The organism is Winslowiella toletana, from assembly GCF_032164335.1.
GTDB lineage: Bacteria > Pseudomonadota > Gammaproteobacteria > Enterobacterales > Enterobacteriaceae > Erwinia > Erwinia toletana_A.
Genome location: NZ_CP134152.1, coordinates 3,576,918 through 3,595,807, shown reverse-complemented (window position 1 = coordinate 3,595,807; position 18,890 = coordinate 3,576,918). Strand labels below are relative to the sequence as shown.

The 18,890-nt window shown below is 53.7% G+C and carries 13 protein-coding genes; 12 read left to right on the top strand and 1 reads right to left on the bottom strand.

Going from position 1 to position 18,890, the window contains the following annotated elements:
• Window positions 1-76: 76 nt before the first annotated feature.
• The 5 genes from trmJ to sseB all read left to right on the top strand — a co-directional run bounded on the left by trmJ (window position 77) and on the right by sseB (window position 5,240).
• On the top strand, window positions 77-805 hold the full coding sequence (gene trmJ / locus RIN69_RS16765; RefSeq protein ID WP_313853188.1) for a tRNA (cytosine(32)/uridine(32)-2'-O)-methyltransferase TrmJ: 729 nt from the start codon (window positions 77-79) through the stop codon (window positions 803-805).
• A gap of 174 nt (window positions 806-979) precedes the next feature.
• A complete protein-coding gene (gene iscR / locus RIN69_RS16760; protein WP_313853187.1) occupies window positions 980-1,486 on the top strand; it encodes a Fe-S cluster assembly transcriptional regulator IscR in 507 nt (168 codons plus the stop codon).
• A 133-nt stretch (window positions 1,487-1,619) separates the two neighbouring features.
• A complete protein-coding gene (locus RIN69_RS16755) occupies window positions 1,620-2,813 on the top strand; it encodes an IscS subfamily cysteine desulfurase (protein WP_313853186.1) in 1,194 nt (397 codons plus the stop codon).
• Window positions 2,814-3,099: 286 nt separating this feature from the next.
• On the top strand, window positions 3,100-4,386 hold the full coding sequence (gene pepB, locus RIN69_RS16750; protein WP_313853185.1) for an aminopeptidase PepB: 1,287 nt from the start codon (window positions 3,100-3,102) through the stop codon (window positions 4,384-4,386).
• Between the two features lie 86 nt (window positions 4,387-4,472).
• Window positions 4,473-5,240, top strand: coding sequence for an enhanced serine sensitivity protein SseB (gene sseB / locus RIN69_RS16745; protein ID WP_313853184.1), 768 nt, complete (start codon window positions 4,473-4,475; stop codon window positions 5,238-5,240).
• A 41-nt stretch (window positions 5,241-5,281) separates the two neighbouring features.
• Here sseB and sseA read toward each other — a convergent pair whose 3' ends face one another.
• Window positions 5,282-6,130, bottom strand: coding sequence for a 3-mercaptopyruvate sulfurtransferase (gene sseA, locus RIN69_RS16740; protein WP_313853182.1), 849 nt, complete (start codon window positions 6,128-6,130; stop codon window positions 5,282-5,284).
• Between the two features lie 264 nt (window positions 6,131-6,394).
• On the opposite strand from sseA, the gene RIN69_RS16735 reads away from it, so the two are divergent.
• The 7 genes from RIN69_RS16735 (at window position 6,395) to ispG (ending at window position 18,730) form a co-directional block, all read left to right on the top strand.
• Window positions 6,395-11,374 carry an alpha-2-macroglobulin family protein gene (locus RIN69_RS16735; RefSeq protein WP_313853181.1) on the top strand — a complete coding sequence of 1,660 codons (4,980 nt, stop codon included), beginning with the start codon at window positions 6,395-6,397 and terminating at the stop codon, window positions 11,372-11,374.
• Window positions 11,375-11,410: 36 nt separating this feature from the next.
• A complete protein-coding gene (gene pbpC / locus RIN69_RS16730; protein ID WP_313853180.1) occupies window positions 11,411-13,732 on the top strand; it encodes a peptidoglycan glycosyltransferase PbpC in 2,322 nt (773 codons plus the stop codon).
• Window positions 13,733-13,973: 241 nt separating this feature from the next.
• Entirely contained in the window at window positions 13,974-14,405 is a 432-nt protein-coding gene (ndk, locus tag RIN69_RS16725; protein ID WP_052901254.1) for a nucleoside-diphosphate kinase, read from the top strand.
• Between the two features lie 194 nt (window positions 14,406-14,599).
• Entirely contained in the window at window positions 14,600-15,766 is a 1,167-nt protein-coding gene (locus RIN69_RS16720; RefSeq protein WP_313853178.1) for a bifunctional tRNA (adenosine(37)-C2)-methyltransferase TrmG/ribosomal RNA large subunit methyltransferase RlmN, read from the top strand.
• Window positions 15,767-15,861: 95 nt separating this feature from the next.
• Window positions 15,862-16,596, top strand: coding sequence for a type IV pilus biogenesis/stability protein PilW (pilW, locus tag RIN69_RS16715; RefSeq protein WP_313853177.1), 735 nt, complete (start codon window positions 15,862-15,864; stop codon window positions 16,594-16,596).
• Window positions 16,586-17,569, top strand: a complete 984-nt coding sequence (gene rodZ, locus RIN69_RS16710) for a cytoskeleton protein RodZ (RefSeq protein WP_313853176.1) — start codon at window positions 16,586-16,588, stop codon at window positions 17,567-17,569. Before pilW ends, rodZ begins: the two co-directional genes overlap by 11 nt.
• Before the next feature lie 39 nt (window positions 17,570-17,608).
• Window positions 17,609-18,730, top strand: coding sequence for a flavodoxin-dependent (E)-4-hydroxy-3-methylbut-2-enyl-diphosphate synthase (gene ispG / locus RIN69_RS16705; RefSeq protein WP_313853174.1), 1,122 nt, complete (start codon window positions 17,609-17,611; stop codon window positions 18,728-18,730).
• Window positions 18,731-18,890: the final 160 nt, after the last annotated feature.

Below are 18,890 nucleotides of genomic sequence, written 5' to 3'. Positions count from 1 at the left end.
TATAGCAGGGGGTTCGGAAAATGTCCTGCATTTATGCTAGTATTCGACAACTATCTCACAGACGCTCCTAAAATCTATGCTGCAGAACATCCGTATTGTCCTGGTTGAAACCTCTCATACCGGTAACATGGGCTCCGTCGCGCGCGCGATGAAAACCATGGGCCTGACCAACCTTTATCTGGTTAATCCACTTGTAAAACCTGACTCTCAGGCGATTGCTCTCGCCGCCGGAGCCAGTGATGTGATTGGCGATGCCAAAATTGTCGACACCTTTGATGAGGCAATCGCCGGTTGTCGTCTGGTGGTCGGTACCAGCGCGCGTTCACGCTCGCTGCCGTGGCCGATGCTCGATCCGCGTGAGTGCGGTTTGAAAAGTATCGAAGAAGGCCAGCAGGCACCGGTGGCGCTGGTGTTTGGTCGGGAGCGCGTAGGTCTGACCAACGAAGAGTTACAGAAGTGTCACTACCACGTGGCCATCGCTGCTAACCCGGAATACAGCTCGCTGAACCTGGCGATGGCGGTGCAGATTATCGCTTATGAAGTGCGAATGGCGTTTCTCCAGTCGCAGGAAGTGGCGCAGGCTGAGTTTGCCGAATCACCGTATCCGCTGGTCGATGACCTCGAGCGTTTTTATCAGCATATGGAGCAGCTGATGGTCGGCAGTGGCTTTATTCGTGAAGGCAATCCAGGCCAGGTAATGAGCAAAATGCGCCGTCTTTATACTCGTGCGCGTCCTGAACGTGACGAGTTAAATATTCTGCGCGGTATGCTTTCATCGCTGGAAAAAACGAAGGGTATTAAATAACCCCATTATTTTAAAAGGAATTTAGCGGCGGCAGCCTTGGTTTTAGTCTGACAATAATACTTGAGTAATTTACTTGGTTAAATAGTTGACCAAAACACTCGGGAATGTCAGACTTGGTTCAATAAATTTTGTTAACACCCCAACAACAGGGGTATAACCGAGGTTGCCAAAGCTATGAGACTGACATCTAAAGGCCGCTATGCCGTTACCGCCATGCTTGACGTTGCACTGCACTCTCATCAGGGTCCGGTGCCGTTAGCGGATATTTCAGAACGCCAGGGGATCTCGCTTTCCTATCTTGAGCAACTGTTCTCGCGCCTGCGTAAAAATGGCCTGGTTGCCAGCGTTCGTGGCCCGGGCGGCGGTTATCTGTTGGGTAAAGATGCCGGTGCTATCGCAGTTGGCGCGGTGATTACCGCTGTCGATGAGTCGGTTGATGCCACCAAATGTCAGGGTAAAGAGGGGTGTCAGGGTGGTGAGCGCTGTCTGACTCACGTGCTGTGGCGTGACCTGAGCGAGCGTATCAGTGATTTTCTGAATAATATCACCCTGGCTGAGCTGGTGAACAATCAGGAAATCCTTGATGTCGCCGATCGTCAGGACAGCGTCGATACCCGTCGTTTACCTAACGGTCGCCTGCAGGAAACGATTAACGTTAATACCCGTTTGCTCGCCAGTTAATTTCGTTCTTTCCGATTTAACGGCGATTGTCCGGTCGCCGTGTGCATTCCCACCTTGCCACCTCGACGTGGCAAGGGTAAAAATAACACCAGCATTTATTAATATTGAAGCGAAGTACGGAGCTTAACGAGCAATGAAATTACCGATTTATCTGGATTACTCTGCCACCACCCCGGCTGACCCGCGCGTTGCCGAGAAAATGATGCAGTATCTGACTCTGGATGGTACTTTCGGTAATCCGGCTTCCCGCTCTCACCGCTATGGCTGGCAGTCTGAAGAAGCGGTTGATATCGCCCGTAATCAGATTGCTGAGCTGGTTGGCGCAGATCCCCGTGAAATCGTGTTTACTTCCGGTGCCACTGAGTCTGACAACCTGGCGATTAAAGGCGCAGCGTCTTTCTACCAGCAGAAAGGCAAGCACATCATCACTTGCACCACAGAACATAAAGCGGTGCTGGATACCTGCCAGCAGCTGGAAAGCGAAGGCTTCGAGGTCACTTATCTGGCGCCACAGCGTAACGGCCTTATTGACCTGAAAGCGCTTGAAGCCGCAATGCGTGAAGATACCGTGCTGGTGTCAATTATGCATGTTAATAATGAAATTGGTGTGATTCAGGATATCGCTGCCATTGGTGAACTGTGCCATGCGCGTGGCGTGCTGTATCACGTTGATGCGACGCAGAGCGTCGGCAAACTGCCGATCGACCTCAACCAGCTGAAAGTCGATTTAATGTCTTTCTCTGCGCATAAAATTTACGGACCAAAAGGTATCGGCGCGCTGTACGTGCGTCGCAAGCCGCGCATCCGGCTGGCAGCCCAAATTCACGGTGGTGGACATGAGCGCGGTATGCGTTCCGGCACGCTGCCAGTGCACCAGATCGTCGGCATGGGCGAAGCCTATCGCATCGCGAAAGAAGAGATGACCAGTGAAATGGCTCGTCTGCGCAGTTTACGCCATCGTCTGTGGAATGGTATCAGCCAGATCGAGGAAGTTTACCTTAACGGTGAGCTGGAAAATGGCGCGCCTAATATCCTTAACGTCAGCTTTAACTTCGTTGAAGGTGAGTCGCTGATTATGGCGCTAAAAGATCTTGCGGTATCTTCTGGCTCAGCCTGCACCTCTGCCAGTATGGAATCTTCCTACGTGTTGCGCGCCCTCGGCCTGAATGATGAGCTGGCACACAGTTCGATTCGTTTTTCGCTTGGCCGCTTTACTACGGAAGAAGAGATTGATTACACCATCGTGCTGGTGAGCAAATCTATCGCTCGTCTGCGCGAGCTTTCGCCGCTGTGGCAGGAAAGGCAACTCTCCCGCGCCGCTCTCTGAGAATGTGCCTGATAACAGGCTGATGATCAGTAAATAATCACAGATTATCGAGGGCCGATCTTACGATACGGCCCTTTTTATATCTGAGGAAATAACAAGAAATGGACTGACAGTCGCGAAATTTCCTAAGCGATGTATGATGCTTGTCCGGCAGCATCCAATGAAAAGATTCTGTAAGCGAGCCTGTTAGTCTGGTTGGATAAATATCTTCAGGGCGGCACGGGTGCTGCCTGCTGTAAAATTTACCGATATCCTATTAAGCGATAAAAGAACAAGGAGCCATGCGATGACAACACAAGCAATGAACATCACACTGTCAACGGCAGCGGCAGATGCACGCTGGGGCGAAAAAGCGATCCTCAGCACTAATGACAGCGGTATGACTATTCATCTGAATGGCAACGATCCACTGGCGACCATTCAGCGCGCAGCACGCAAAATTGATGGTCAGGGCATTCGTCAGGTCACTCTGAGCGGCGCTGACTGGGATTTAGAAAAAAGCTGGGCGTTCTGGCAAGGCTATCGTGGGCCAAAAGGCGAGCGTAGCGTGGAATGGGCGCAGCTGAGCGAGAAAGATCGCGCTGAGTTCGATCGTCGTCTGAAGATCGTTGACTGGGTACGCCATACGATCAACCTGCCAGCCGAAGAGCTTAGCCCGTCAACGCTGGCACGCAGCGCGGTTGACCTGCTGAGCGACGTTGGCGGTGACGCAGTAAGCTACCGCATTACCAAAGGCGACGATCTGCGCGAGCAGAAGTATATGGGTATTCATACCGTTGGGCGCGGCTCACAGCGTAGCCCGGCGCTGCTGGCGTTGGATTACAACCCAACTGGTGATGAAAACGCACCGGTATTCGCCTGCCTGGTAGGTAAAGGCATCACCTTTGATACCGGTGGTTACAGCCTGAAGCAGAGCGCTTTTATGGATTCGATGAAATCTGATATGGGCGGTGCCGCAACGGTAACTGGCGCACTGGCACTGGCGATTTCCCGTGGACTGAAAAAGCGCGTGAAACTGTATCTCTGCTGTGCAGAAAATATGGTCAGCGGTAATGCGTTCAAACTGGGCGATATTATTCGTTACCGCAATGGTAAGACGGTTGAAGTGATGAATACCGATGCCGAAGGGCGTCTGGTACTGGCGGATGGCCTGATTGATGCCAGCGAACAGAATCCTGAACTGTTAATCGATGCAGCGACGCTGACCGGCGCAGCGAAAACGGCGCTGGGCAACGACTATCACGCTTTATTCAGCTTTGACGACCAGCTGGCGCAACAGTTGATGGAAAGCGCGGCCAGTGAGAATGAACCATTCTGGCGTCTGCCGCTGGCTGAGTTCCATCGCAGCCATCTGCCGTCAAATTTTGCCGATCTGAACAATATTGCCAGTCCGGCTCATGCCGCGGGTGCCAGCTCTGCTGCTGCTTTCCTGTCATACTTTGTGAAAAACTATCAGAAAGGCTGGCTGCATATTGACTGCTCCGCGACCTATCGCAAAGGAGCGGTGGATCAATGGTCTGCTGGCGCAACCGGCTTAGGCGTGCGCACCATCGCTAACCTGTTATTAAAATAATGGTCAACCAGCCGGAGCGATCCGGCTGGTTTGTCACCGGGCGGCGTTGATGCAGCCCGGACAAATGTTTGCCGCGGAATATCACCATGAATCAATCGAATAACCGTCTGGAAGAGGTGCTGAAACTGGCAGCCACTGAGGCGGCGCATCGTCCTGAATTTTTTGAGCTGTTAATGAGTGCCAGCGTATGGGTACCCGGTGAAAGTGAATCAGAGCAGCCGGATGCCAGCTCAGCCGTTGATCTCCAGCACTGGGAAAAAGAGGATGGTGCCAGCATCATACCTTTTTTTACTTCTGTCGAAGCATTGCAGCAGGCGGTTAAAGATGAGCAGGCTTACCTGATCATGCCGGTGCGCAACCTGTTTGAAATGACGCTGGGTGAAACTCTGTTCCTGAATCCCAAATTACCGACAGGAAAAGAGTTTTCCCCGAGTGAAATTGCCAGACTGATCGGTGAAGGTGGCGACGCCCTGAGCCAGCAAACGGTGCTGGAAGGCGGCACGCCGCTGCTGTTGTCAGAAATCGCAGAGCCGCCAGCGCAGGTTATCGACTCACTGACTCAACTGTTTGCTAAACATAAGCAGGTTCGCCGTGCTTATGTTGCGCAGATTAAAGAGTCGGCAGAAGAAGCACCTAATCTGTTGATTGGCATCGAGGCAGACAGCAATATAGACGCGATTATTCGCGCCGCCGGCAGTGTGGCAACGGATACCATGCTCGAAGACGAACCGGTCGATATCTGCGAGGTGGTTGACGGTGAGAAAGGCATCAGCCATTTCTTTACCGCGCATATCACGCCGTTTTACGAACGCCGTTGGGGCAGCTTCTTGCGCGAATTTAAAAACGCCAACTAGTGCTACTGGCGAACTGGCCGGGTTAGCCCCGGCCGGTTTATTCAGACATTTTTCTTAATCGGTAAATCATCACGGCTGCCCCATTCTCCCCAGGAGCCGTCATACAGTTTGACGTTTGCCACACCCAGCGTGGTCAGTGCCAGAATCACCACCACCGCAGTCACGCCGGAACCACAGCTGGCAACAATTGGCTTTTTCAGATCAACACCGTGCCGCTGGAAAATAGCGTCCAGTTCCGCTGCCGGCTTCAATTGACCATCTCTCACCAGCTCATTCCATGGCACGTTCAGACTGCCCGGAATATGGCCGCGATGCAGCCCTGGACGCGGTTCATCGACTTCACCGTTAAAGCGATTTGCTGCGCGTGCATCAATAATCTGCGCGGTACCTTCATGACTGATCAACAGCACATCGGTAACCCGACGGACTAAATCGTTATCATATTGCGCGTCGAACTCACCTTCCGGCAGTGAGACTTCTCCGCTTTCAATCGGTAATCCAGCCGCTTTCCAGCCCTGTAAACCGCCAGCCAGAATCGACACCTGCGTGACGCCAAAAGCACGCAGCATCCACCACGCACGCGGTGCGGAAAACAAATTGCCTTCGTCGTAGACCACCAGATGCTTATCGCCGTTGATCCCCAGCTCACGCATTGCTACGGCAAAGCTTTCGGCACGCGGCATCATATGCGGATAAGGGCTGGTATGGTCGGAAAGTGCCTCGATATTAAAAAATACGGCATCGGGCAAATGGCCGGCCAGATATTCGGCGGTGATATCACGTACCAGCTCCTGACCAGGAGGAAGCATTCGCGCATCGATGACCTGCACCTCATTTTCACTCTGGTGTTCGGCAAGCCAGTCGGCGGTAACAAAGAAGGAGGTTGTCATAGCGGCCTCGTTAGGGTTCTGTGTTGAAGAAAAGCTTAGTCTGAGTGTCGACGATCTATCCTGACTCCACAAGACAATTTAGATTATGCGAATGATCTTAAATGAAATTTACGAGCCAGCTCGTAAAAAGCTGCACCGCGCATAGCGAATCAACACTCCTCTGCGTAATCCCTCGCAAATTGATAAATTTACCTGGTCGTTTTGGCTGATTTCCCGCCATACTATCGTTCTCATTTCGCAGGCTTATCAGGCCATGGAGACAGTATGAACGGGTTGAGGAACGGTGCGGGTTTAGCTGCGTTATTGGCGCTGGCGCTGCTGACAGGATGTGATGATGCGGAGACAAAAACGCCTGTTGCTACGGCGGCAGAAAAAAACGCCTCATCGCAAAGCACGACAGCACAGCAAAAAGTGGAGCTGACGGATGCGCAACGTGCAGCGCAAGCGGAACGCGACAAAGGAAAGCCGCTGACGGTGGTGGACCTGTCAGAAGTGCAGCTGGAAGGTGCCAGCGCGCTGGTGGCAACTTTTTCCGTGGCGCTGGATGATAAACAGAACTTCGCCGATCGCTTGCATCTGATTGACAGTAAAAATGGTGCAATTGACGGCGGCTGGGAGCTTTCCGCCAACCGTAAAGAGCTGCGTTTTCGTCATCTCGAACCAAACCGTAAACTGATCGCCACCGTAGATAGCGGATTAAAAGCCGCCAACGGTGCCGCGCTGGATAGTGCCTTTGAGCAGGAAATTACCACTCGCGACGTGCAACCAATGGTCGGTTTTGCCAGCCGAGGTTCACTGCTACCGACGCGCGTTACTCAGGGACTCCCGGTACTGGCACTGAATGTTAACAGCGTCGATGTCGATTTCTTCCGCATTAAATCTGCCTCTTTACCTTCATTTCTCTCTGCCTGGGAGTACGGTAACAGCTTACAAAGCTGGCAGTCTGAAGAGCTGCTGAATAAGGCCGATCTGGTGTACAGCGGACGATTTGACCTCAATCCGGCGCGCAATACCCGTGAAAAACTGCTACTGCCGCTAAGCGATATCGAAGCATTCCGGCAGCCGGGTGTCTATCTGGCGGTAATGAAAAAAGCCGGCTCTTATAATTACAGCAATGCCGCGACGTTGTTTACCCTCAGTGATATCGGTGTGTCACTGCATCTGTTCCCAACGCAAATGGATGTCTTCAGTCAGAGCCTGGAGAATGGCGCAGCACTGTCGGGCATTACGCTGACCATGCTCGATGAAAAAGGGCAAACACTCCAGCAGGTGCAAAGCGATAAGCAGGGGCATGCGCAGTTAAAACGTTCGGCCAAAGCGGCTTTGCTTTTGGCGACCAACGATAATCAAACCACGCTACTGGATCTTAACCGACCAGCACTTGATTTGGCCGAATTTGCCGTGGCCGGTCCGGAAGGCTATGACAAGCAACTGTTTATGTTTGGCCCGCGCGATCTATACCGGCCTGGTGAAACGGTGATTGTGAATGCACTGCTGCGAGATGCCGATGGTCAGCCTCTGCCTGCACAGCCGGTCAGGCTCGAAGTGGTCAAACCCGATGGTGAGGTGGCGCGCACGCTGGTGTGGCAACCGGAAAATGGCCTGTATCAGTACCGCTTCAGTTTGCCTGAGTCCGCTGCGACCGGCAGCTGGACGCTGCGGGTAAATACCGGCGACGATCGTCCACGCAGCTGGCGCTTTAATGTTGAAGATTTCTTGCCGGAGCGTATGGCGCTGTCGCTGAAAGCTGATGAGCGCCCACTGCTGCACGCTGATGACGTCACTTTCCAGGTTAATGGCCGCTACCTGTATGGTGCACCGGCGGCGGGCAACCGTCTGCAGGGCCAGCTGTTTTTACGGCCCAATCGCGAGGCCGTTGCTGCACTGCCGGGTTATCAGTTTGGTGATATTACTGAAGAGGGGCTGAAGCGTAGCCTGGATGAAATCGACCTGACGCTGGATGCCGGGGGCGACACCGTGGTGGCCGTGGAGTCAGGCTGGAAAGATGTGCATTCGCCGATAAATTTAATTTTGCAGGCCAGCCTGCTGGAAACCGGAGGTCGTCCGGTTACGCGGCGTAGCACGCAGTCAATCTGGCCGGCCGAGGCATTGCCGGGTATTCGTCCGCTGTTTGGTAATCAGGATGTCTACGACTACCGCAGCGACAGTTATCGCAGCCAGCCAATGGTTGAAGAGGGCAGCACGGCGGCCTTTGATATTGTGCTGGCCAATGCTCGCGGTCAGAAACTGGCCGCGCAGAACCTTGATGTGCGCCTGATTCGTGAGCGCCGCGACTATTTCTGGAGCTTCTCTGATGGCGAGGGCTGGCAATCACGCTATGAACAGAAGGATTTGCAAGAGGAGCAGCAGCAGGTTTCACTGGCAGCGGATGGCACCGCGCGCGTTGAGTTCCCGGTTGACTGGGGCTCATACCGTATTGAAGTGCGGACTGCCGATGAAAAAACACTAACCAGCCTGCGCTTCTGGGCAGGGTACAGCTGGCAGGACAACACTGATGGCAGCGGCGCACTGCGTCCCGATCAGGTCAAACTCAAACTGGATAAACCCGCCTATCTTCCGGGTGAAAAAGCCAGTGTGCATATCGAAGCACCGGCAGCAGGGAAAGGCTATCTGATGCTTGAGTCCAGTAATGGTCCGCTCTGGTGGCAGGAGATTGATGTGCCAGCGGGAGGCATTAATGTTGATGTGCCGATTAACCCGCAGTGGCGTCGACACGATCTTTACCTCAGCGCATTAGTTATTCGTCCTGGCGAGAAAGAGAAAGGCACTACGCCAAAACGTGCAGTGGGACTATTGCATCTGCCGCTGGCTGATGATAACCGTAAACTGGCTTTAACCCTTGATGCGCCGCAAAAGATTCGTCCAAATCAGACCCTGACGGTGAAAGTTAAAGCCGCGCGTCAGGGAGGTGAACTACCCAGAGATATCCATCTGCTGCTGTCAGCGGTAGACAGCGGTGTACTGAGTATTACCGATTACAAAACTCCTGATCCGTTCAACGGTTTCTTTGGACGTAAGCGCTATAACGCCGATCAATATGATGTCTATGGCCAGCTGATTGAAGGGCAGGGGCGACAAGCTACGCTGCGTTTCGGTGGTGATGGTGATGAGGGCGATCCGCTGGCGCGCGGCGGTAAAAAACCGGTTACGCACGTCAATATTGTGGCACAACAGGCGCAACCGATAACGCTCGACGCCAATGGTGAAGGCAGTATTGAACTGCAAATTCCTGAGTTTAACGGCGAGCTGCGTTTGATGGCGCAGGCCTGGAGCGATGCGGAGTTTGGTCAGGGAGAGCAGAAGGTTGTGGTTGCCGCGCCGCTGGTGACTGAACTGGCGACACCGCGCTTTATGGCCGGAGGCGACAGTGCACGTCTGGCGCTGGATATCTCTAACCTGTCTGGTACGGCGCAAACGCTAAACTTGCGCCTGATGGCGCAGGGCCTGGTGAAGCTTGATGGCGCAGAAAATCAGAGTGTTTCGCTTAAAGCTGGGGAACGCACCACGCTGTTTGTACCGGTAAGTGCCCTGACTGGTTTTGGTGATGGTGAACTGGCAGTTGATATTACCGGTATCAACTTGCCGGGAGAAAAAGTTAACCCGAGCCATTACAGCTGGAAAATTGGCGTACGCCCGGCCTGGCCGGCAGAGACGCGTAATTTCGAGTCTGTGGTGCGGGCTGGCGAAGCGTGGAGCGTGCCAGCCGAGGCGCTTAGCGAACTGGCTCCTGCCACTCTGCAAGGGCAGCTGGCCATCGGCAGCCGGCCACCACTGAATATTGCCCGTTATATTCGAGAACTTTATGCCTATCCGTACGGTTGTCTTGAACAAACCGCCAGCGGTCTTTATCCATCACTGTTTACTAATCACGCACAGCTGGTGGCGTTGGGAATTAAGGGTAGCAGTGACAAAGTGCGACGTGAGTCGATCGACACCGGCATTGACCGGCTGGCTGGGATGCAGCGCTACAACGGCAGTTTTGGCTTGTGGAGCAAAGACAACCCGGAAGAGTTTTGGTTAACGGCTTATGTCACTGATTTTCTGATTCGAGCCAGCGAACAGGGCTACAGCGTTCCGAAACCGTTACTGGACCGCGCCAGTCAACGACTGCTGCGCTACTTGCAGGATGCCAATCAAATCGAGGTCTATTACAGCAACGATCCGGCGGCAACGCGTTTCAGCGTACAGGCCTATGCGGCACTGGTGCTGGCGCGTCAGCAAAAAGCACCGTTAGGCGCGTTGCGCGCGCTGTATGATAAAAAAGAGAGTGCCAGGGCCGGGCTGCCGCTGGTGCAACTGGGACTGGCGCTTAAGCTGATGGGCGATGCGCCACGTGGCACCGAGCTGATCGCTGAGGGCATTAATCATCCGCGTCCGGCTAATAATATCTGGCTGGAGGATTATGGCAGTGAACTGCGCGACAATGCGCTGATCCTCAGTCTGCTGGCAGAAAACCAGCTACTGCCAGATGAGCAGGGTAAGTTACTGTTAAAACTCTCGCAGCAGCTTAATGGTAAGCGCTGGCTATCAACCCAGGAAAATAACGCGTTGTTCCTTGCGGGCAGAACGCTGCAGGAGCAGGCGGGCGTAAACTGGCAGGCCAGTCTCAACGGGCAATCTCCTGCATTAAGTGGCAGTGAAACGCTGAACAAAACGCTGACAGCAGCCCAGCTCACCGCGGGTATTGAAGTCAGCAACCAGGGCAGCAGTAATCTCTACACCCGGCTGGATGCCGTGGGCTATCCGCAGAGTATGCCTGCTCCGTACAGTAATAATTTGCAAATCAGCCGGAGCTATTTAGGGCTGGATGGTAAAGAGAAATCACTCGCCAACCTGAAAAGCGGTGAGCTGGTGCTGGTGGTGCTGAAGGTTTCAGCGCAGCAGCGGGTGCCGGACGCGCTGGTAGTTGATTTGCTGCCTGCCGGACTGGAGCTGGAAAACCAGAACCTGGGAGACAGCAGCGCCAGTCTCGGCGAGAGCGCTACGGAGGTTCAGGAGCGGGTGAATGATATGCAGCAGGCCAACATTAAGCACCTTGAGTTCCGTGACGATCGCTTTATTGCAGCAGTAGATGTAGATGGCTATCGGCCACTGACCTTGCTGTATCTGGCTCGCGCCGTAACCCCCGGTAGCTATCAGGTGCCTGCGCCGCAGGTTGAATCGATGTATGTACCGCAATGGCGCGCGCTGGGTGCCACTCCTGAGCGGCTGAATGTGCAATAGGGTCTGGCGTCCGGCACCGTGTCGGGCGCATTGATAATGAGACGTGGTTTCGCTCTGCTGCATGCGTTGCTGATATTGCTGGCGCTCTTTATGCTGTTGTTAATTGGCGACAGGCTATTTCCGCTGCCATTGCAGCAGCCAGAGCCTGCGCGCGTGGTGGTGGCTGAAGATGGCACGCCGCTGTGGCGCTTTGCCGATCGTAACGGCATCTGGCGCTATCCGGTTACCGTCGATGATGTGTCGCCGTACTATCTCCAGGCGCTGCTGACTTACGAAGATCGTTGGTTCTGGCACCATCCCGGCGTCAATCCGCTGGCTATAATTCGCGCGGCCTGGCAGGACATAATCGGTGGTGAAATTATCTCCGGCGGTAGCACCCTGACGATGCAGGTAGCGCGGCTGATCGATCCGCAACCGCGCACCTTTGCCGGTAAAATGCATCAGGTGTGGCGCGCCTTCCAGCTGGAGTGGCATCTGTCGAAGCGCGAGATTTTGACGATCTATCTTAACCGTGCGCCTTTCGGCGGTACCATTGAAGGCATAGGTGCCGCCAGCTGGACGTGGCTCGGTAAGCCACCTTCCGCGATGACGCGCAGTGAGGCGGCGCTGATGGCGGTGTTGCCACAAGCGCCAAGCCGTTTACGCCCCGACCGCTGGCCGCTGCGTGCGCAGGCAGCGCGTAATAAAGTGCTACAGCGCATGATCGATTACCAGGTCTGGTCATTACCTCAGGTCGAAGAGATCTTTGCCGAACCGGTGTGGCTGGCACCTCGACAGATGCCGGAGCTGGCACCCTTATTGGCAAGGCGGCTGATTGCCCTGTCACCCCGGCAAAAAGTTACCTCTACGATTGATGCCTCGATGCAGCGGCAGCTGGAAGCGATGGCACAAGGCTGGAAAAATCAGCTTCCACCGCGCACGTCGATGGCGGTGATGGTAGTCGATCACCACAATATGAAAGTGCGCGCCTATCTTGGTTCGATCGATCTTAATGATGACAGCCGTTTTGGTCATGTCGATATGATTAGCAGCATACGTTCACCGGGATCGGTACTGAAACCATTCGTCTATGGGCTGGCAATTGACGATGGCTTAATCCATGCAGAATCACTGTTGCAGGATGTACCGCGACGTTTTGGTGATTATCGGCCAGGTAATTTTGACACTGGATTTCACGGCCCGGTCAGCGCCAGCGAAGCACTTTCCCGATCGCTTAATCTTCCTGCGGTGCAGTTGCTTGATGCATACGGGCCAAAGCGCCTTACGGCGGCGCTGCGCAATGTTGGTCTGCGGTTACGTTTTCCGGCGGCGGTGGAGCCTAATCTTTCGCTGGTTCTGGGCGGAACGGGGGCGCGTATGGATGAGATTGTCGCCGCATACAGTGCTTTTGCGCGTCACGGGAACGCGGCGCAACTGCGCTTTCTGCCAGAACAGCAACTGGAGCAGCGTGCTTTGATGTCACCCGGTGCTGCGTGGGTCATCCGGCGCATTCTGGCGGGTGAGGCGCAGCCACAGCCCGACGGTCAGCTGCCTGCGGTGGTGCCGCTGGCGTGGAAAACCGGTACCAGCTATGGTTACCGCGACGCCTGGGCAATTGGCCTGAATGCACGCTACCTGATTGGCGTATGGGTAGGGCGTCCGGACGGCACGCCAGTTGCCGGACAATACGGTAACGCCAGCGCGATACCGGTAATGAATCAGGTCAGTAACCTGTTGATGTCGTCACCGGGCTTTCGTGGCACGGTATTGCCGAGCGACCCCCGCCCACAATCAGTTGGCGTGACATCGATCTGCTGGCCGGGGGGGCAAACGTTGCCCGCTGGCGATACGAATTGCCGTCAGCGGCGTCAAAGCTGGATCGTCGACCAAACCGTGCCGCCAACACTGCTGGCACCAGGGCAGGAGAGTTTAACCGGCATTCAGCAGCCGGTGTGGCTAAATGCGCAAGGCAAACGCGTCGCGGCAGATTGTAGCGGCGCGCGGGCGCAGATCGTCACTCTGTGGCCATTGCCGCTTGAGCCGTGGTTGCCGCAGGGCGAGCGACGCGCCAGCCGGTTACCGCCAGTTGATGCGCAGTGCCCGCCATTGAGCCAGGGTAATGCGGCCCCTCTGCTGTTAACCGGCGTGCGTGATGGGCAGATTCTGCATCGTTTACCGGGCCAGCCTTTACTGACGGTAACGGCCAGTGTGCAGGGCGGGCAAGGAAGTCAGCGCTGGTGGTTTATTAATGGCAATCCGCTGGAAAGTCAGCGTGATATGTCATCACTGGCATTACCTTTTGAAAAGCCCGGTGACTATCAGGTAACCGTGCTGGATGAGGATGGACAAGTGGCGAGCGCTGCTTTTAGCGTAGAGTGATTAATTTTCGACCCTGATAAGCAGATATGAAGGGGATGTCGCGACGGAGATCATGTTTTTTTAATAAATTGTTGAATCTTCGATAGGCAACCGCCGAACGCGCCCCTATAATTTGCGCCATTTTCTCGGGCCGGAACCCAAATTTACTACCCGAAAGCATTCAGAATATAACCGTTTAAACGGTGTCTGAAGGATGAAGGGGAAAATCCGGCTTAATTTGGCAGTTAATACAGAGGTCAACATGACAACAGAACGTACTTTTTCCATCGTTAAACCTAATGCGGTGGCAAAAAACGTAATTGGTGCTATTTACAACCGTTTCGAAAGCGCTGGCTTTAAAATTGTTGCTGCAAAAATGCTGCACCTGACCACTGAGCAGGCGCAGGGCTTCTACGCAGAACACGCTGGTAAGCCTTTCTTTGATGGCCTGGTTGAGTTTATGACTTCAGGTCCAATCGTGGTTTCCGTTCTGGAAGGTGAAAACGCCGTTCAGCGTCACCGTGATCTGATGGGTGCAACCAACCCGGCAAACGCACTGGCTGGTACCCTGCGTGCAGACTACGCTGACAGCTTCACCGAAAACGCAACCCACGGCTCTGATTCTGCTGAATCTGCTGCACGTGAAATCGCGTTCTTCTTTGGCGAAGGCGAAGTGTGCCCGCGTACACGTTAATTCGTGTCGGGAAAGTTAACAGGTAAGCTGCGTTTACAAAATTAATGTGTTCGCATGCTGCCGTAAGTTGGCATCCCGTTGAAGATGTTTGTACAATAATGCGCCCCTGATGAGCATGCTCAGCGGGGGCGCTTCTTTTTTTAATCATTCATCCCCCAACGCCATAACGTGTAATAACGAGGCGAGAGAATATTATGTCAGAACTTATTGTGACGCCGTCGTCCGAAACTCCTGTAGTTGTCAGCCAGAAACAAAAAATCAATCTGCTGGATCTTAACCGTCAGCAAATGCGCGAATTCTTCCTTTCCATTGGTGAGAAGCCTTTCCGCGCTGATCAGGTCATGAAGTGGATTTATCATTACTGCAGCGATGATTTCGATCAGATGACCGATATCAACAAAGTGCTGCGCGGCAAGCTGAAAGAGCTGACCGAAATCCGTGCACCTGAAGTGGCTGAAGAGATGCGTTCAACCGACGGCACCATTAAATGGGCGATCCGCGTTGGCGACCAGCTGGTAGAGACTGTCTACATTCCGGAGAAAGACCGCGCCACACTCTGCGTCTCATCGCAGGTAGGTTGTGCACTTGAGTGTAAATTCTGTTCCACCGCGCAGCAGGGCTTTAACCGCAATCTGCGCGTTTCGGAAATTATTGGTCAGGTATGGCGCGCCGCGAAAATTATCGGTGCTGCACGCGTTACCGGTCAGCGTCCAATCACTAACGTGGTGATGATGGGCATGGGCGAGCCGCTGCTGAACCTGAACAACGTTGTTCCGGCGATGGAAATCATGCTGGATGACTTTGGTTTTGGTCTTTCCAAGCGCCGTGTGACCCTGTCGACCTCTGGCGTTGTGCCAGCGCTCGACAAGCTGGGCGATATGATTGATGTCGCGCTGGCGATTTCACTGCACGCCCCGAACGACAAAGTGCGCGATGAAATCGTGCCAATTAACAAAAAGTACAATATCGCTACCTTCCTTGATGCTGTGCACCGCTATATTGGCAAATCAAACGCCAATCAGGGCCGTGTCACCATCGAGTATGTGATGTTGGATCACGTCAACGACAGCACCGATGATGCGCATGAACTGGCGGAATTGTTAAAAGATACGCCGTGCAAAATCAACCTGATCCCATGGAACCCCTTCCCGGGCGCACCTTATGGCCGCAGTTCCAACAGCCGCGTTGACCGCTTCTCCAAAGTATTGATGGAGTACGGCTTCACCACTATTGTGCGTAAAACCCGTGGTGATGATATTGATGCTGCTTGTGGTCAGTTAGCGGGTGATGTTATTGACCGTACCAAGCGTACCCTGCGCAAAAAAATGGCAGGTGAAACAATTTCTGTGAAAGCGCTCTGAAACCGGTGATTTAATTGTTTTTACAACAATTATCGGATTTGGGGCTTGATATGTTTGGCGTAACATAACAAGCTTTATCACCTCAGGGAGAGGTTATGCGTAACGGACTACTATGCGCGCTGCTGAGTGCTTTTCTTGTAAGTGGTTGTGTCACTGACCACGCAGCAACAGGTTCAGCGCAGACACGCCTTCAGCTCGGTTTAGAATATCTTGCGCGCGGCGACATTGCCGCTGCGCAACGCAATCTGCAGCGAGCTGAAGCCGCCGCGCCGCAGGATTATCGCATTCAGCTGGCAATGGCTCGTCTTTCTCAGATGAGTGGAGATAACCCTTCCGCTCAATTGCGCTATGATCAGGCATTACGGCTGGCACCGTTAAATAGTTTTGTTGTTAACAATTACGGTGCGTTTCTTTGCGGATTAGGGCAGTATGATGCGGCGCAACAGCAGTTTAGTCAGGCACAACGTCTGCCGCAGCCCGGAGCCAGAGCGGACAGCTTTGAGAATGCCGGTTACTGCTATCTGAACGCAGGAGAGCCTGAGCAGGCAAAAGCATCGTTGCTGCTGGCGATCCAGGCTGATGCACAGAAAGGGACACCCTTGCTGGCTGAGGCTGAAAGGCGATTTGGAAAGGGAGAACGTGTCCAGGCGCGACTCTTATTAGATGTATATCAGCACAGCTTGCCTGCTTCGGCAGAGAGCCTGTGGTTAGAGATTCGTTTCGCCGCGTTGGTTGAGCGTAACGCTGATGTTAAGCGTTACGGCATACAACTGGCGCGAAATTTTCCACAATCGATACAGTACCAGCATTTTTTAGCTAATGAATACTGAAGCCACTCAAGAAAAATCTGCAGTAAATTCCACGGGCGAACGCCTGCGTACTGCCCGTGAGCAAATGGGCCTTACCCAGCAGAATGTTGCTGAGCGTCTCTGCCTGAAACTTTCTACCGTTCGTGATATTGAGGAAGATAAGTCCCCAGCCGATCTCGCATCGACCTTCTTGCGTGGTTATATCCGCTCTTATGCTCGTCTGGTTCATGTACCAGAAGAGGAACTGCTGCCGATGATGGCTAAGCAGGCGCCGGTTCGTGCGGCAAAAGTTGAGCCGATGCAAAGTTTCTCACTCGGCAAGCGTCGTAAAAAACGTGATGGCTGGCTGATGATCTTTACCTGGCTGGTGTTGTTTGTGGTGGTCGGTCTGACTGGCGCATGGTGGTGGCAAAATCACAAAGCGGCGCAGGATGACCTGGTATCAATGGCCGATCAGAACTCTGGTGCAGAAGGCGATAACAGCCAGTCTATTCCGCTGACTGACAGCAGCAATGCTAATGACAGTGTGACTGATACGGCAGCCCAGCCTGTTGCTGCTGATAACAGCAGCGCAGCCGCATCTGACAATGCCAGCGTACCTGCCAATACCTCAGCTGACACCGCCAATGCGGTGGTGTCACCGAGTCAGGCACCGATTGACAACGCTGCAGCGCCGGTGGCGAACAGCCAACCGGCTAACGGCCTGTTGCCAACCGGCAATGCAGACGTTAGCGCACCTGCGGTTGATCCAAATGCTATTGTGATGAATTTTAACGCCGACTGCTGGCTGGAAGTGACTGATGCTGCTGGCAAAAAACTGTTCAGCGGCATGCAGCGCAGCGGTGGTAAACTGAGCCTTGCCGGTACTGCACCTTATCGTTTGAAAATTGGTGCTCCGAGCGCAGTACAGATTCAGTACCAGGGGCAACCTGTTGATCTGAGTCGTTTTATCCGTAGCAACCAGGTTGCTCGTCTGACCTTAGGTGCGCAATAACGCATCTTCTCTGGTCGCGAGTAATTGTGGAGAAAGAATATGCATAACGAAGCACCCATTATCCGTCGCAAATCAACACGTATTTACGTCGGCAAGGTGCCGGTGGGCGATGGCGCACCAATAGCCGTTCAGTCCATGACCAACACGCGTACGACGGATGTCGCCGCGACGGTCAACCAGATTAAAGCGCTTGAACGTGTAGGCGTCGATATTGTCCGTGTTTCCGTTCCGACCATGGACGCGGCAGAAGCCTTTAAGCTGATCAAACAGCAGGTCAACGTTCCGCTGGTGGCGGATATTCACTTCGACTATCGCATCGCGCTGAAAGTTGCGGAGTATGGCGTCGACTGTCTGCGCATTAATCCGGGTAATATCGGTAATAACGAGCGTATCCGTCAGGTAGTTGACTGCGCTCGTGATTACAATATTCCAATTCGCATCGGTGTTAATGCCGGTTCGCTGGAAAAAGATCTGCAGGAAAAATATGGCGAGCCAACGCCACAGGCACTGCTGGAGTCAGCAATGCGCCATGTTGATCATCTTGATCGCCTGAACTTTGATCAATTTAAAGTCAGCGTCAAAGCCTCCGACGTTTTCCTTGCCGTTGAATCTTACCGCTTACTGGCGAAACAGATCGATCAACCACTGCATCTCGGTATCACTGAGGCCGGTGGCGCACGTGCAGGCTCGGTGAAATCAGCCATTGGCCTTGGCCTGCTGCTGGCGGAAGGTATTGGCGATACGCTGCGAATTTCACTGGCCGCCGATCCGGTGGAAGAGGTGAAAGTTGGCTTTGATATCCTGAAATCGCTGCGCATTCGCTCACGCGGAATTAACTTTATTGCCTGTCCGACCTGTTCACGTCAGGAGTTTGATGTGATTGGCACGGTCAATGCCCTTGAGCAGCGGCTGGAAGATATCATCACGCCGATGGATATTTCGATAATCGGCTGTGTGGTCAATGGCCCGGGCGAAGCGCTGGTTTCAACGCTGGGTGTGACCGGCAGCAATAAAAAAAGCGGTTTCTACGAAGATGGCGTGCGCCTGCGCGAGCGTCTTGATAACGACGACATGATCGATCAGCTGGAAGCGCGTATCCGTGCCAAAGCCGCGATGCTCGATGAAAGCCGTCGTATCGACATTCAGCAGGTTGAGAAATAGCCATCATTTGTCGCCCTGTCATTTAAAGATGAAGGGGATACCCAATTGAACCTGTTCGGTGCCATCCTCATGGGGTAAGATGCCGGGTCAGGTTCTTTTTTGTATTTAAGATACTGAATATGATGCGTGGAAAATACGCTCAGCGCGCAGGCGGCCGCGG

Bases quoted from the DNA above. Each gene is read 5' to 3' on its own strand.
- trmJ (WP_313853188.1), top strand. From the start codon at position 77: ATGCTGCAGAACATCCGTATTGTCCTGGTTGAAACCTCTCATACCGGT.
- iscR (WP_313853187.1), top strand. From the start codon at position 980: ATGAGACTGACATCTAAAGGCCGCTATGCCGTTACCGCCATGCTTGAC.
- RIN69_RS16755 (WP_313853186.1), top strand. From the start codon at position 1,620: ATGAAATTACCGATTTATCTGGATTACTCTGCCACCACCCCGGCTGAC.
- pepB (WP_313853185.1), top strand. From the start codon at position 3,100: ATGACAACACAAGCAATGAACATCACACTGTCAACGGCAGCGGCAGAT.
- sseB (WP_313853184.1), top strand. From the start codon at position 4,473: ATGAATCAATCGAATAACCGTCTGGAAGAGGTGCTGAAACTGGCAGCC.
- sseA (WP_313853182.1), bottom strand. From the start codon at position 6,130: ATGACAACCTCCTTCTTTGTTACCGCCGACTGGCTTGCCGAACACCAG.
- RIN69_RS16735 (WP_313853181.1), top strand. From the start codon at position 6,395: ATGAACGGGTTGAGGAACGGTGCGGGTTTAGCTGCGTTATTGGCGCTG.
- pbpC (WP_313853180.1), top strand. From the start codon at position 11,411: ATGAGACGTGGTTTCGCTCTGCTGCATGCGTTGCTGATATTGCTGGCG.
- ndk (WP_052901254.1), top strand. From the start codon at position 13,974: ATGACAACAGAACGTACTTTTTCCATCGTTAAACCTAATGCGGTGGCA.
- RIN69_RS16720 (WP_313853178.1), top strand. From the start codon at position 14,600: ATGTCAGAACTTATTGTGACGCCGTCGTCCGAAACTCCTGTAGTTGTC.
- pilW (WP_313853177.1), top strand. From the start codon at position 15,862: ATGCGTAACGGACTACTATGCGCGCTGCTGAGTGCTTTTCTTGTAAGT.
- rodZ (WP_313853176.1), top strand. From the start codon at position 16,586: ATGAATACTGAAGCCACTCAAGAAAAATCTGCAGTAAATTCCACGGGC.
- ispG (WP_313853174.1), top strand. From the start codon at position 17,609: ATGCATAACGAAGCACCCATTATCCGTCGCAAATCAACACGTATTTAC.